Origin of the sequence: Streptomyces spinosus, assembly GCF_020400655.1 — a bacterium.
In the GTDB taxonomy this organism is placed as follows: Bacteria; Actinomycetota; Actinomycetes; order Streptomycetales; family Streptomycetaceae; genus Streptomyces; species Streptomyces argyrophylli.
This window is the reverse complement of the sequence record NZ_JAINRC010000022.1, coordinates 100,097-114,572: the sequence shown is the minus strand read 5'-3', so window position 1 is coordinate 114,572 and position 14,476 is coordinate 100,097. Positions and strand designations below refer to the sequence as shown.

Genomic DNA, 14,476 nt, shown 5'->3' with positions numbered 1-14,476 from the left:
CCTCGATCACCCCACCCCGGACTGCCAGATGACTCTGCCCGACACTCCCCTCAGCCCGGCCGGCTCCGACCGCACCTTCCAGGTGGATCTGCGCGGCCTCGTCGATCTCCTCTCCCACCACCTCTACTCCAGCCCTCGCGTCTACCTGCGCGAACTGCTGCAGAACGCGGTGGACGCGCTGACCGCACGGCACGGCCTCCAACCGGCCGCCCCCGCCGACGCCTTCGGTATCCGCCTGTACGCCGACGGTTCGGTGGTGCGCGTCGAGGACGACGGGGTCGGTCTGACCGAGGCCGACGTGCACACCTTCCTCGCCACGATCGGACGCAGCAGCAAGCGCGCGGAGCGGATCGCCGAGCAACGCGCGGACTTCATCGGCCAGTTCGGCATCGGCCTGCTCTCCTGCTTCCTGGTCGCGGACGAGATCCACGTCCTCAGCCGTTCCGCCCGCACCCCCGACGCACCCGCCGTGGAGTGGCGGGGACGCGGCGACGGCAGCTACACCGTCCGCACCCTGCCCGCCTCCGCCCGCCCCCGGCCCGGCACCACCGTGACCCTGACGCCGCGCGCCGACGCGGGCGAGTGGACCCGCCCGGCCCAGGTGCACGCGCTGGCCCGGCACTTCGGCTCCCTGCTGCGCCACCCGGTGACCTTCGACGACGGCACGGGCGGTCCGGGCGCACCCGTCAACCCCGAGCCCGCACCCTGGGCGCGTACGTACCCCACGCCGGGAGCACGCTCCCGTGCGCTGGCCGCGTACGGTGCGGACGTCTTCGGGTTCACGCCGCTGGACACCATCGAGCTGGACCTGCCGGCCGTGGGCCTGAAGGGCATCGCCTGCGTGCTGCCCGAGGCGGTGCCGGCCGGACGCCGCCACGGCCACCGCGTGCACGTCAAGGGCATGCTGCTGTCCGAGCAGGCCGAGGAGATCCTGCCCGAATGGGCGTTCTTCGTCCGCTGTGTCGTGGACGCCGAGAGCCTGCGCCCGACGGCGTCCCGCGAGTCGCTGTACGAGGACGACACCCTCGCCGCGGTCCGCGACGCCCTCGCCGAGCGGCTGCGTGCCTGGATCGCCCGGGCCGCCGCGAGCGACCCGGATCTGCTGAACCGCTTCCTCCAGGCCCACCACCTGGCCGTGAAGTCGCTCGCCGTGCACGACGACGAGATCCTGCGGATGCTGCTGCCCTGGCTGCCGTTCGAGACCACCGACGGACACACCACCCTCGACGAGTTCGCGCGCACCCACCGCACCGTGCTCGTGACCGCCAGCGTGGAGGAGTTCCGGCAGGTGGCGGCGATCGCCTCGGCCGCCGGACTGGGTGTCGTCAACGGCGGCTACACCTACGACCGGGAACTGGTCCACCGGCTGCCGGAGATCAGAGCGGAGGTCGCTGTCGCCGACCTCGACCCGGCCACGCTCACCGCCCACCTGGACCCCGTCGACCGGGAGACGGAGCTGGCCGCCTCGGCCTACCTCGCCCAGGCCCGCGACGCCCTCGCCGTCTTCGACTGCGACGTCGCGCTGCGCACCTTCCAGCCCGCGTCCGCCCCCGCCCTCCTCCTCGACAGCCGCGAGGCCCGGCACGAGCGCACCCGTTCCCAGCTCGCCCGCGAACAGCAGGGCGGGGTGTGGGGTGACATCCTCGGCCACCTGCGGCAGGAGGCGCCCCGGGCCCAGCTGATCCTCAACCAGCTCAATCCGCTGGTCCGCACCGCCGTCACCATCGACGAACCGGAACTGGCCCGCACCAGCGCCGAAGCCCTGTACGGGCAGGCCGCGATGCTGTCCCGGCGCCCGCTCAGGCCCGCCGAGTCGAGCCTGATCAACCGCTCCTTCCTCGACCTCCTCGCCCACGCCCTCCGCAAGGACAGCTGACGATGCCGACCGCACCCCAGACCACCGACGAGCTGTACCGGGCGCTCCAGGACAACGACCGGCGCCCCTACGGCCGTACCCGCACCGTCACGGCCGAGGAACTGGTCGACGCGGCCGAGCGGTTCGCGGAACCCGTCCCGCTCGTCCACGCGCTCCTGGAACTTCAGGAGGCGTACACCTACGGCTCCGAACCCCGCAAGTCACCCGTCGTCTTCGCCCGTCTGCTCACCCTCTTCGACGAGCAGCCCGACGTGTTCGACGAGCGGTTGCGGCACATGCTGTTCTGGCGGTTCAAGTGGGTGGCCAACGCCCTGGTCGCCCTGCCCGAGATGCCGCTGGCCAGTCTGCGCCAGTGGCTGACGGAGATGCGCGACCGGTACGAGAAGGCCGGTCTCGGGCTCCAGCCCTACTACGGGCAGGCGTACCGGCTCGCCGCACACGTCGGCGAGGACACCGACCTGGCCTTCGAGCTGTGGGCGGGACGGACCCGCACCCGGCTCAGCGACTGCGAGGCCTGTGAGATCTGCGAGCGGGGCCTGTACCACCTCGCGGCGGGCGACGACGAGCGGGCGCTGCGCACCTGGGAGCCCGTCCTGGCCGGGAAGGAGTCCTGCCAGGAGGAGCCCGCCCGCTCCGTCTCGTACGCGCTGCTTCCGCTGCTGCGCACCGGGCGCACCGACCGGGCCCGCGAGCTGCACCTCGCCGGGTACCGGGCCTGCCGCCGCAACCCCTCGATGTCCGGGGAGGTCGGCCGGCACCTGGAGTTCTGCGCACTGACCGGCAACGAGGCCCGCGGCCTGGAGCTCCTGGCCGAGAACCGGAGCCTGTTCGACGAGGTGGACTCGCCGCTGGACCTGCTCGGTTTCCTCACCGGCGTGGAGGTCCTCCTCAAGCGCGTGGAGTTCCTCGGCCACGGCGAACTGCCCGCCGCGGGATATGCGGGCCGCACCTGGACGGTGGCCGGGCTGCGCGCCGAGGTGCGGGGCCGCGCCGACGACCTCGCCGCCCGCTTCGACGCCCGTAACGGAACCACGGCCCACACCGACCGGCGCAGGGCCCGCCTCGACCGCGCCCCTGTCCTGGACGCGCTGGAACTGACGCTGCGCGCCCGCGGTCTCGACGACGTGGCCCCGGCCGCCCCGGTCCCCGCGCCCACCGCCCGCACGGCCGCCGCCGTCCCGGAGTCGCTCCCCGAACTCATCGTTCGGGCACGTGAGTTGGACGAGCAGGCGCATCCGGACGCGTCGGCCTGCTGGGCACGGCTGCGCACGCTCGTCGCCGACCCCGGCTACGCCCACCCCGACGACCCGGCCGTGGGTCCGCTCGCACGGCTGCGCGCGGACCTGCTGGCCGACGAGGCGAGCCGGGCGGGCGAGAAGGACGAGTTCGACGCGTCCGTCGCCCTGTACGAGCAGGCCGCGCGCCTGTACGACGAGGCCGGAGCGCCGCAGCAGGCGGCGCTCACCCGCGCACGCGCCGTGCTGACCGCGGCCGAGAGGCCCGCGGAGGGCGCCGACGGAGCCGAGGCGAAGGCCGCCCTGCTGACCGACGCCCACGCGGCCCTGGTCCGTCTGCACGAGCAGACACCCGGTCTCGCCCCGTACCAGGAGGCCCGTCTGCTGCGGCTGCGGGCGACCGCGCTCGGCCTGCGGCTGCAGACGTCGAGGAACGAGGAGCACGTCGCGCCGGTCTTCGCCGAGGCGGACGTGCTGCTCGACTTCGCCACCCGGCACGACATCACCGGACAGGTCTCCGGAGCCCTCATGCTGCGGGCCAGTACGTACGCGCTCTCGGGTGATCTGCCCGCGGCTGCCGCGGAGATCGACGCCCTCCTCGACCGGCTGAAGGAGCACGGGCCCGCCTGGCACGTGCCCCGCACGCTCGGCCTGCGCGGCCGGGTCCAGCTCGGCCTGCGGGACGCGCAGGCCGCGCACGCCGACCTGACCGAGAGCCTGCGACTGGCCGCGGACTGGCCGTCCGACACGATCGACACCGCCCGCCTGCACGGTGACCTGGCGCAGGCGTCCATGCACCTGGGCCGCCCCGACGAGGCCCTGCGGCACCTGACGCGCTCCGCCGAGCTGGAACTGCGCCACGGCAGCCGCACGGACGCGTTCTGCACCTACAGCAACGCGGCGCAGCTCGGCCTGGACCTGGGCCGCGTCGAGGACTGCATCGCCCTGCTCGACTCCCTCCTGGCCGAACCGGACGTCGTCGCCGGAGAGCTCGACGACCGGCTCGTCGCCCAGCTGCGCCTGACCCGCGCCCGCGCACTGCACGCCGGGGAGGACCTCAAGGCCGCCACGGCGGAGTTCGCCGCCCTCGCGGCCGAGTCGGCCGGCTGGGACGACGACCCCGGGAGCCACGCCATGATCGCCGCGGAGACCGCCGTACTCCTCGCCGAGTCCGGCGAGTTCGGCCGGGCCCGCGAGGCCGCGGACCAGGCCCTCGCCGCCCACGCCGAGGCACCGCGCTACGAGCAGCTCAGCAACTGCCTGCGCGAACTCGCCCGCCTCCAGGCCCAGCAGCAGGGTCCCGAGGGCCTGCCCGACGCCCTCGCCTTCCTCGCCGACGCCGGCCGGGTCGCCGACGAGGCGCGCGCCGCGGGGTTCGAGGCCCGCGGCCGCTCCCTGGACCCCGCCCTGGCCTACGAACACGGCCGGGTCAACGCCTACGGCCAGGAGTTCGAGACCGCCCTGACCGCGCTGGAGGAGGCTCTCACCCTGCTCGGTGAACCGGGAGCCGACGAGGGGCACGCCGGAGAGTGGGCCGAGTGCGTCCGGCTCGCGGGTGTCGTGGAGGGCCTCTACCTGGAACGCCCCGCCCCCGCTCTGACACGTCTCGACGCGGCGGTCTCCCGTCTCACCGCCCTGGGCCACAAGGACGAGACCGAGCCGCTGACCGCCCTGGCGGCCCGGCTGCGCGACGAGGGCTGAGACGGCGGCGACCGGACCTGCGAGCGTGAGGCCCGGTGAGGCGGGGCGGCTTGCCGGCCGTGCCGGCCGGGCCTGGTCGTGGCGGCACGGCCCGGACGGCACGGTCACCTGACGACCTGACGGAAAAAGGGTTGATGAGTGATCACCGGGTTGGTAGCTTTCCGGTCGACCGTGACACCGCCCGAGGAGGTGAGACCCGTGAACGCTGTATCGACATGGGTGCTCCCTCTTCCCATCACGGCCGGCGGCTGACGTAGGTGTCGCCGGGAGCGCTCGACAACAGGGCACTCCCGAAAGGCATCATCCTGTGCACTCTCTGCGATTCACCGGCGAGTCGTCGTCGGACGGCATGGTCGAACGCGACTTCACCGTGAGCGGCGTCCCCGGCGTTCTCTGGTCGCCGGCCTCCGGCACGGCCGATCGCGCACCCCTGGTCCTCATGGCCCACGGCGGAGGCAACCACAAGAAGCATCCGGCGATGTCCGGCCGCGCCCGGCTCCTCGTGACCGGCTGCGGCTTCCACGTCGCCGTCATCGACGCGCCAGGTCACGGCGACCGGCCGCGGACGGCGCACGACGAGGCGGAGATCGCCGAGCTGTTCCGGGCCCGGGCGGCGGGCGAGCCGGAAGGCCCGATCGTCGTGCGCTACAACGACCACCTGGCCGGCCTCGCCGTACCCGAGTACCGGGCGACCCTGGACGCCCTCCAGGACCTGCCGGAGATCGGCCCCGACGGACCGGTCGGCTTCTGGGGCATCAACATGGGAACCGCGATCGGCATACCGTTCGTGGCGGTCGAGCCCAGGATCACCGCCGCGGTCTTCGGTCAGCACTGGCCCGATGTCCTGGCCGAGAAGGCAAAGCTGATCACCATCCCGATCGAGTTCGACCTGCAGTGGGACGACGAGCACATTTCGCGCGAGGAGGGGCTCGCGCTGTTCGACGCCTTCGCCTCGAAGGAGAAGTCGTTGCACGTGAACTCGGGCCGGCACAAGGAGCTGCCCAGGTTCGAGGCCGACAGCGCGGTCCGGTTCTTCGCCCGCCACCTCGGCCGGCCGACCACCTCGTCGTCGACCTCGTAGGCCCGGGGTGCGCGGTGCGGCGTCCGGCTCGCCGGCCCGGTCGCCGCCACCCGTGTCGACAGCCGGCGCGTCCGGTCGGATGCGCGGGCGGTCGCCCGCCCGCGCACCTTCGGGCGCCCGTTGTGTGCGCGGGTGAGCGCACCCCCGCACACAGCACCATCCATTGATCAGGGTGTGTGGTGCCGGTGGTCGCCCGGCGGTGTTCCGGCGCCGGAGGAAAAGCAGGTGCGTTCGGCCTCTCCACGTGTCAGGCTCCGCCGGTGAACCGTGAACAGATCTCCAGGCTCGCCCATGCCGATCATCCGATCGCGGCCCCGCTCGACGACGACTCGGTGCGCCGACTGCTGGAGCGCGGCATCCCGCGCGGCGCCGCCCGCATACTCGACCTCGGTTGCGGCGGCGGAGAGTGGCTCGTGCGTGCCCTGAGCACGCATCCGCAGGTGCGGGCCGAGGGCGTCGACGTCTCCGAGGGCTCGCTGGCGCACGCCCGTGACACCGCGCGCGCCCATGGCGTTCACGAGCGCCTCCTGCTCCACCACGAGGACGCCGCCGACTTCGCCGCCTCCCACGCGTTCGACCTGGTGCTCAGTGTCGGCGCCACGCACGCCTTCGGTGGCCTGCTTCCCACTCTCGCGGCGGCCCGCAAGCACCTGGCTCCCGGGGGACGCGTCCTGATCGGTGACGGATTCTGGGCACACGAGCCCTCCTGCGAAGCCGTCGAGATGCTCGGGGACCTCGCCGACCTGCCGACCACCATGGATCGCGTCATCGCCGACGGGTGGACCCCCGTCCACGGGCACATCAGCACACGCCGCGAGCTCGACGACTACGAATGGGCCTGGACGGGCGCGTTGGCCTCATGGGCCCTGGACCACCCCGACGATCCGGACGGTTCCGAGGCGCTCGCAGCGGCCACCACCCACCGCGACGAATGGCTGCGCGTCTACCGGGACGCCTTCGGTTTCCTCTGCCTGATCCTGCGCCCGACATCCGGCTGACCCGGCGTGGACCGCGCCGCCCCCCTCGGACTTCCCGTAACCGCGCAGGTGCGGTGTCACCGTTTCCGCTACCGGAGCGGTCTTGCGGTGCCGGTGACGGGTGGCGGGCCACATCGGCCGGCGAGGTGGGGAGCACGGCCCCCTCACCGCGCTCGCGCGTCCCCCGGCTGCGAGGGTCAGCGCGCCCCGCGGGAAGTGGCGTTGTACGCGGCGAGCTGCTCGGTGAACGCACGGGCGCCGCCCTGGGCTGGGTGGCGGACGGGGGTCGCCTCGATGCCGGCGCGGGCCAGGGCGCCTTGCGCCTTGCGGCCCACCGCGACGAAGTTCGTGATGCCGAACGCCTCCGCCAGTGCGAGCACGATCGGTGTGCCGGCGGCCACCTCGGTCGCCCTGGGCGCCCGGTTGGTCGCCGGGTGGCCCGGTTCGTGCGGGTGGTTGGGGTAGATCGCCCACATCAGCGGGAGCGGTCCGTGCCACGCGGCCAGGGCCCGCCAGACGATCCCGGAGGACTGCTCCCAGTTCGCGGCAGGATGCTCCGGCACCGCGAACCCGTCACCCCGCGCGGCCCCGGTGATGAGCCCCGGCCGGGCCGTCAACTGCCGCACGCTGGTGAAAGGCACGCCCGACACGGTGTGCCCGCGGTAGCCGGGTGCCTCACCCACCATCATCACCCGCGGGCCGCCCCCGGCCATCGAGGCGGCCGTCAGCTCGTGGTAGCGCCGAAGGTTGTGTTCGCGCAGCCGGCCGTCCGGTTCGGGCCCGTACAGGAACTCCGCGTCGTCCGGCACCGGGATCGCCCGCAGCAGCTCCCAGAACCCGCGGGTGTCGACGGTCGCCACCTGCACCACCACGTCCTCTTCTCGCCGGCCCGGGACCAGCATTATCGGTGACGCGCACGACTGTGTCCTGTGCGGCGTCGGCGTCCGGCGTCCACGGTGGCCGGGACCGGGCGGGCGGCATGCTCACGGCGACGGGCTCCGTTCTTCGCGGTGCGATGCCTCAGAGTGTCTTGGTCTGTCCGCCGTCGACGAGGATCTCGGTGCCGGTGATGTTGGCCGCCAGCGGTGAGGCCAGGAAGAGGACGAGGTCGGCGACTTCGTGCGGTTCGGTGATCCGGCCCGTGCTGATGCCCATGTTCCGCGGCACCACCACGTCGAGCGCCTCCTGGGCCGTGGTGCCGGCGGCGGCCGCCGTGGCGTCGGCGAAGCCCCCCGGCGCCGTCCAGAAGGGCGTGCGGACCGGTCCGGGTGAGACCGCGTTGACGCGGACGCCGCGCGGTGCGAACTCCTCGGACAGGGTCTTGTTGAGGCTGGTCAGCGCGGCCTTGGCGGCCGAGTAGTCCACGACCATCGGGAAGGGGAGCCGTGCGTTGATGGAGCTGATGTTGACGATCGCCGCGCCGTCGGCCCCCATGAGGTGGGGCAGCGCGGCCCGGCTGGTGCGCACGGCGCTGAAGAAGGTCAGATCGAAGATCCGTCGCCACTCCGCGTCGTCGACCTCGAGGAATCCGTTGCGCGGCTCGGCGGCGCCGAGGTTGTTCACGAGGATGTCGATCCGGTCGTGCTGTTCCACGGCGCGCCGGACCAGGGTCTCGGCTCCCTCGGCGGTGGAGAGGTCGACCTGGACGACGGTGACACCGTAGGTGTCGCGCAGCGCGTCGAGTTCCGGCGTGGAGTTGCGGCTTCCGGCGACGACGCGGACGCCCTCGCGGCTCATCGCCTCGACGACGGCCAGACCGATGCCCTTGCTCGCTCCGGTGACGACGGCGACTTTGTCCTTCAGGTGCAGTTCCATGACGTCATCCTTTTCTGGATTGATTGTTAAAGTATCAGCGCGGGCGGCGGCACGGCGGGCACGCCGCGACGCGCCGGTGTGATGCGACGTGGTCCGGGGTGCGGGGGCGGGGTGCGGGTGCGGGGAGCGGCCGGGCTCAGTCCAGGACGCGCATCGCGGTCTCGACGGCGTCCTCCGTGAAGGACCGGCCGAGACGCGCCTGGCCGACGACGCGGAGCCCCTGGACGAAGGTGGTCAGGAAGCGGGCCAGTTCCACGGGGTTCTTGTCGGCCGGCAGTTCGCCCCGCGCCCGCGCCCGCTCCAGCGCACCCGCCAGGGCCGACTCGACATTGCGCATGGCGGCGGCGACGCGTTCCACCGTGGCGGGGTCGTCGCCGCGCTCGGTGGCGGCGCTGACCACGAGGCAGCCTCGGGAGGGGTCGGCCAGGTCCGCTTCGATCATGCCCGTCAGGACCCGGCGCACCGCGGGCCGTATCTCGGTCGCGTTCTCCAGGCCCTCCACGAGAGCCGCGGCCTGGAGCGCGCAGTAGCGTTCCAGGGCCCTGACGTAGAGCTGTTCCTTCGATCCGAACGCCGCGTAGAGGCTGCCGCTGCCTATCGCCAGTTCCTTCAGGAGGTCCTGCAGGGATGTGTCGGCGTAGCCGCGGCGCCAGAACAGGTCCATCGCGCGGTCGACGGCCTGCTCGGCGTCGAACTCCCTGGTGCGTCCCATGGCCACACGCTACACCTTCTGGATTGGTCAATCCAGTATGTTCGTGTGCCTCGCACCTGGCGCGGGGCGGGGTCGACCTCACCCGGACTGCCCTGGTCTTACCGGTGGTCTCACTGATTCACGCGATGCCACGCCCTCGCTCGCGCTGACAGCATGGGTGCCGGAGAGAGCATGGTGAAAGACGGGGGTGTCCATGTCGCCGGAACCATCAACCACCCTGCACACCACGGACTCGGTGCCGGCCCACCGCCGACGGGCGTACTGGCGGGAGGCGCTGTCCCGGACCTTCGGAGCCGTCGACATCAGCGTTCCCGGCGAGGTGTACGCCGGCACGATCCGTACGTCACCGCTGGGCCGCATCCGGGGCGTCACGGTGGAGGGCGACCCCATGCGGACCCTCCGCACCCGACGCCTCATCGCCGGGAGCGCCGACGACCACCACGTCGTCGTGATGCTGCTCAGCAGGGGGAACGCCCGGATCGAGCAGGACGAGCGCGACGTGCACGTGGGGTCGGGGACGCTCTTCGTCTACGACAGGGCGCGCCCTCTGCGGCTGACCTTCCCGCAACCGTTCCAGACGAAGTCCCTCGTCCTGCCACGGCACGTCCTGGACCTGGGCGAATCCGACCTGCGGCGGATCACCGCCGCGCCGCTCGGAGGCGAGTCGGCGCTCGGCACGTTGCTGACGCCGTTGCTGTCCCGGCTCGTGGAGACCGCCGCGACGTATCCGCAGCGGACGGGCGAGTCGATCGCCCGCAACGTCGTGGACATGGTGCAGACCCTGGCCGAGGAGCGGCTCGGCAAGCCCTCCTCGGACAACCCGGCCGCCGCCCGGATGTCGCTGCTGCGCATCCGGGCCTACATCGAGCAGCACCTGTCGGACCGGGAGCTGACGCCGGACGCCATCGCCCGGGCCCACCACATCTCGGTCCGCTATCTGCACAAACTGTTCGAGCTGGAGAACATCACCGTCAGCCGGTGGATACAGAAGCGCAGACTGGAACGCTGCCGCAGCGACCTGGCCCGCCGGTCGGCGGAGCTCACGATCGCCGCGGTGGCCCACCGCTGGGGGTTCACGAGCGCCTCGCACTTCAGCCGGGTGTTCCGCGCCGCCTACGGCGTCTCCCCCGCCGAGTGGCGGAACTCCGCCGTGCTCACGGCCACCGCTCCCGCGCCGCTCCAGGGGGCGGGCGCAAGGTGGTGAAGGCCGCGTTGCGCGGGCCCCGCAGCAGGTGCCCGCCCGGCCGCGGGCACGTCCCGGGCGGCCCCGGTCATCCGTTGCGGGAGTACCACGCCAGGCACCGTCGCCACGTGGCGAGCCCCGACGCCAGGACCAGGGCCGCGACCGGCGCGGACAGGTGGACCAGGAGCGGGGTGAACGGAACGGTGTCCGTGTGGCCCGTGAGCCAGGCCGCGGGGTAGTAACCGGCGAACGCGATGGGGATGCCGAAGGTGAACGCCGCCTGGAGGACCGTCGGGAACACCGCCAGCGGGTAGTTGCCGAAGTTGCCGGCCGTGTTGTCCAGCCAGAAGAACAGGGACTCGCTGCCCCTGAACCGCAGGACCAGCGCCGCGATGTGCAGGTTGAGACCGAGTTCGAGCACGGTCGCGCCGGCCACCGCGAGGGCCAGGAAGGCCATCGCCGCCACGGACCACGTCATGTCCAGCAGGGACAGGCACACGCCGAACGAGGCGGCGGCGACGACGAGGTCCCCCACCGCGTTGATCGGCGCCTCGTAGGTGAAGACCTGGAGCAGCACCGGTGCGGGCCGGGTGCGGAACGCCTCGAAGCGGCCTTCCCGCACCAGGTGCGGGACGAGCCCGAGGTTGCCGAAGAAGAGCATGTACAGGCCGTGGCCCATCATGCGGATGCTGCTGATCAGCAGGATCTCTCCGAGGTCCCAGCCCGCCAGGGCGGGGAAGCGGCTGAAGATGACCGCCGCGAAGAGCAGCACAGTGATCTGGTAGGTGACGCCGTTGGCGACGGCCATCGCGAAGTCGGCGCGGTTGGCCAGCTGGCTGCGCAGACCGGCCCGCATGATGATCGCGGCCAGCCGCAGTCGGCCCACGGGGGCCGGCGGGGCGGGGGCGGGAACGGCAGGGGTCATGGGTCACCCACCCAGAACGAGGAGACGGCGGGCCGCGCGCCGCCACATCAGGCGGCCCAGCATGGCCAGCAGCACGCACCACAGGGCCTGTTCGGCGAGGTACGGCGCGCTGGCCGTGACGGGGATGCGCCCGGTGTACAGCGAGACGGGGACGTTGATCGTCGCGGCGAAGGGCAGGTGACCGGCGGTGGAGCGGAACCAGTCGGGGAAGAGCCAGAGGGGGATCAGGCCGCCGGAGAGCAGCAACTGGGCGAAGGCGGCCAGCCGGTTGACACCGAAGCTGGTGATCGTCCAGAAGCTGGTCAGATCGACGAGCAGGCTGATCTGGTAGAAGACGACCTGCCCGAGGGCGTACGACACGACGGTCACCGCCGCGGCGGACCAGGACGGCGGCAGGGCGACCAGGGAGCAGAGCACCCCCACGGTGAGGCCGCCGAGCAGCCAGAGCGTGGCGTACAGGCTCTCGCCCAGTCCGCGCCATGCGCAGTACCGGCGGGCCGCGAGGGGCCGGACGAACCAGAACACCACCGAGCCGTCGCGGATCTTGCTCTGTGCGGTCTCCTGTGAGGCGCCCTCCAGGATGACCCGTCCGGTTCCCATCAGGGTGGCCAGCACCGAGTAGGTGATCGCCTGGGACATGTCGAGTCCGACGACGGTGTCCCCGCTCTCGCGGTACAGCGCCCGCCACAGCAGGACGTACAGGAAGACCTGCGTGACGATGACGAAGCCGGTCGCCGCGATGCGCGGGCGGTAGGCCCATTCGGAGCGGGGCACGAGCGTGATCAGCCGATGGGCGCGGGGAGCCCGGTCCGGTGGGGCGGCGGGGCGTGCGAGCGGGCTCATCCGCCGCCTCCCCCGGCCGCGGCCGGCGACTGACGGGCCGTGCGGCCGTAGAGGGTGCGCAGGATGTCCTCCGCCCGTGTGCCCTCGTACACGACGGAGCGGACGGCGTGTGCCGCGAGCAGTTCGGCGGTGACCTGCGCCCGGTCCGCGCCCGGCCGCGGCCGGACACGGACGGTCGGGCCCTCGCCGGAGACGACGTCGGCGGTGAGGAGGTGCAGCGCGGGTGGTGGCGTCTCGAACTCGACGAGGTAGGTGTGCTCGGCGTCCGTGACGTCGGCGAGGGCTTCGCGCGGTCCGTCGTGGACGATGCGGCCGCGGTCGATGACGACGATGCGGCGGCACAGCGCCTCGACCTCGGCCATGTCGTGTGTGGTGAGGACGATGGCGTGGTCCCCGGTGGTGGCGTACCGGGTGAGCAGTTCACGCACCTGGTCCTTGACCAGGACGTCGAGACCGATGGTGGGCTCGTCCAGGAAGAGCACGGGTGGCCGGTGCAGCAGTGCGGCGGCGAGGTCGCAGCGCACCCGCTGTCCCAGGGAGAGGAAGCGCACCGGGGTGTCCCAGAAGGCGGAGAGCGCGAGGACGTCGTCGAGTTGGGTGAGGGTGTCGCGCCAGACGGTGGGGGGCAGGCCGTAGATGTCCCGCAGGATGCCGAAGGAGTCGCGGGCGGGCAGGTCCCACCACATCTGCGTGCGCTGACCGAAGGTGACGCCCATGTTGTGGGCGTTGCGCTCCCGGTCCGCGTACGGGTCGAGCCCGCACACCCGGACGCTGCCCTCCTCGGGCAGCAGCAGGCCCGTCATGATCTTGATGAGGGTGGATTTGCCCGCGCCGTTCTGACCGAGGAGTCCGATGAACTCGCCGCGTTCGATGCGCAGGTCGACGTCGGCGAGCGCGACCGCGCGCCGCGCCCGGCGGCGCCGGAGGGGTCTGCGGATGCTCCAGGCGTCGGCGGTGTCCCAGGTGCGGAAGGTCTTGGTGACGCCGGTCACGGTGATGCCGTGGTCCGTGCCGCTCACCGGGTGGTCCCGTCCGCCGCGCCGGCCTCCGCGCCGCGCAGGACGGCGTTCTCCACGAGGGGGGTCAGCAGTTCCCCGACGGTGGACAGCCAGGGGGCGGGCACGACGCGGCGCAGGGCGCCCGGGGCGAGCGTGGCGAGGGCGGTACGGGCCGTGGCGCGGGCGGGGTCGGGGGTGCCGCCGAGTTCCCGGGTGACGACGCCGAGCGTGTACGCGGTGGTCCACACCTCGGTGAGCAGTACGTCGCTGACCCGGTCGTGGACGAGCCGGCGGTGCGGGACGGTCTCGAGCGCGGCCCGCAGGGCGTCGAGGACCTGGTCGCGTCCGACGCCGCGGCGTGCCAGCGTCTCCTCGGCCGGCTCGCGGCGCCAGCCGTCCGGGCTCTGCGGGTCGTGGACGTAGGCGACGGCGAGCTGTTCCCACCAGCAGAAGTACGGCACGGTGGTCATCGTCGGCAGGGTGCTGGGTGCGCTGGTGCGGGGCGGTGCGGTGCGGGGGGCCAGGCAGGCGGCGCTGCGCGGGCCCATGACGTCGTTGCCGACGAGGCTGGGCGGATTGGCGTGGTCGACGGGACCCGCCACCGGCACGACCTTCTCCACCCCGTGCAGGTAGTCGAGCAGGGTGACGTCGTCGGTGGCGTCGGGTGTGGCCTTGGCCCGGGCGTACTCCTCGAAGCCGAGGGCCAGGGCGGCGGGCAGGACCAGCGCGACGGACGGCAGGTAGTCGTCGACCACGGGCGCCCAGTCGTGCCCCAGGAGGGCGGCGGCGCGCACGGCGTTCGCGGTCCGCGAGCCCCATTCGCTGAACAGGCTGACGGCGGCCGCGGGCCGTTCGGCGACCAGTGCGGTGACGGTGTCGGCGAAGTCGGGCGGGAGGACGGCGTCGTCCTGGAGGACGAGGTGGTGGGTGGCGCCGGTGCCCACCGCCTGCCAGGCCAGACGGGCGGTCCGCAGGGCCGACGGCGGCCCCTGCGGCTGCGGATCGGTGACGACGTCGGCGGCGAGAGCGGGGTGCGCCTCGCTCAGCCGTCGTGCGGCGGCCTGCCTCCTGGGGTGGGCCATGATCACGGTGGACAGGCGGATCTCCGGGGGGTTCAGCGTCATGGTCGG

12 protein-coding genes are annotated in these 14,476 nt (G+C 72.8%); 5 read left to right on the top strand and 7 right to left on the bottom strand.

What is annotated here, in order from left to right; all coding sequences use genetic code 11:
• Positions 1-28 precede the first annotated feature (28 nt).
• The 4 genes from LG395_RS34600 to LG395_RS34585 all read left to right on the top strand — a co-directional run bounded on the left by LG395_RS34600 (position 29) and on the right by LG395_RS34585 (position 6,891).
• The gene (locus tag LG395_RS34600; protein ID WP_225812674.1) at positions 29-1,876 is read left to right on the top strand and encodes an HSP90 family protein; all 1,848 of its coding nucleotides are present in this window, start codon (positions 29-31) and stop codon (positions 1,874-1,876) included.
• Between the two features lie 2 nt (positions 1,877-1,878).
• Positions 1,879-4,812 carry a hypothetical protein gene (locus LG395_RS34595; RefSeq protein ID WP_225812673.1) on the top strand — a complete coding sequence of 978 codons (2,934 nt, stop codon included), beginning with the start codon at positions 1,879-1,881 and terminating at the stop codon, positions 4,810-4,812.
• Between the two features lie 307 nt (positions 4,813-5,119).
• Positions 5,120-5,893: an alpha/beta hydrolase family protein gene (locus LG395_RS34590; protein WP_225812672.1), complete on the top strand. Its 774-nt coding sequence runs from the start codon at positions 5,120-5,122 to the stop codon at positions 5,891-5,893.
• A gap of 260 nt (positions 5,894-6,153) precedes the next feature.
• The gene (locus LG395_RS34585) at positions 6,154-6,891 is read left to right on the top strand and encodes an SAM-dependent methyltransferase (protein WP_225812671.1); all 738 of its coding nucleotides are present in this window, start codon (positions 6,154-6,156) and stop codon (positions 6,889-6,891) included.
• Between the two features lie 176 nt (positions 6,892-7,067).
• Here LG395_RS34585 and LG395_RS34580 read toward each other — a convergent pair whose 3' ends face one another.
• From LG395_RS34580 to LG395_RS34570, 3 genes are all read right to left on the bottom strand, one after another.
• The gene (locus LG395_RS34580) at positions 7,068-7,742 is read right to left on the bottom strand and encodes a uracil-DNA glycosylase (protein WP_225812670.1); all 675 of its coding nucleotides are present in this window, start codon (positions 7,740-7,742) and stop codon (positions 7,068-7,070) included.
• Between the two features lie 148 nt (positions 7,743-7,890).
• Entirely contained in the window at positions 7,891-8,685 is a 795-nt protein-coding gene (locus tag LG395_RS34575; RefSeq protein ID WP_225812669.1) for an SDR family NAD(P)-dependent oxidoreductase, read from the bottom strand.
• A 136-nt stretch (positions 8,686-8,821) separates the two neighbouring features.
• Complete coding sequence (locus LG395_RS34570) at positions 8,822-9,397, bottom strand: TetR/AcrR family transcriptional regulator (protein WP_225812668.1); 576 nt, start codon at positions 9,395-9,397, stop codon at positions 8,822-8,824.
• Between the two features lie 193 nt (positions 9,398-9,590).
• Here LG395_RS34570 and LG395_RS34565 point away from each other — a divergent pair, with 193 nt between their 5' ends.
• Positions 9,591-10,601 carry a helix-turn-helix domain-containing protein gene (locus LG395_RS34565; protein WP_225812666.1) on the top strand — a complete coding sequence of 337 codons (1,011 nt, stop codon included), beginning with the start codon at positions 9,591-9,593 and terminating at the stop codon, positions 10,599-10,601.
• A gap of 67 nt (positions 10,602-10,668) precedes the next feature.
• On the opposite strand, the gene LG395_RS34560 is transcribed toward LG395_RS34565, so the two are convergent.
• The 4 genes from LG395_RS34560 to LG395_RS34545 are packed head-to-tail and all read right to left on the bottom strand — an operon-like array spanning position 10,669 to position 14,470.
• Positions 10,669-11,505, bottom strand: a complete 837-nt coding sequence (locus LG395_RS34560) for an ABC transporter permease (protein ID WP_225812664.1) — start codon at positions 11,503-11,505, stop codon at positions 10,669-10,671.
• Between the two features lie 3 nt (positions 11,506-11,508).
• Positions 11,509-12,348 carry an ABC transporter permease gene (locus LG395_RS34555; protein ID WP_225812662.1) on the bottom strand — a complete coding sequence of 280 codons (840 nt, stop codon included), beginning with the start codon at positions 12,346-12,348 and terminating at the stop codon, positions 11,509-11,511.
• The gene (locus LG395_RS34550; protein ID WP_225812660.1) at positions 12,345-13,367 is read right to left on the bottom strand and encodes an ABC transporter ATP-binding protein; all 1,023 of its coding nucleotides are present in this window, start codon (positions 13,365-13,367) and stop codon (positions 12,345-12,347) included. Before LG395_RS34550 ends, LG395_RS34555 begins: the two co-directional genes overlap by 4 nt.
• Positions 13,364-14,470, bottom strand: coding sequence for a hypothetical protein (locus LG395_RS34545; protein WP_225812658.1), 1,107 nt, complete (start codon positions 14,468-14,470; stop codon positions 13,364-13,366). Before LG395_RS34545 ends, LG395_RS34550 begins: the two co-directional genes overlap by 4 nt.
• Between the last annotated feature and the right edge of the window lie 6 nt (positions 14,471-14,476).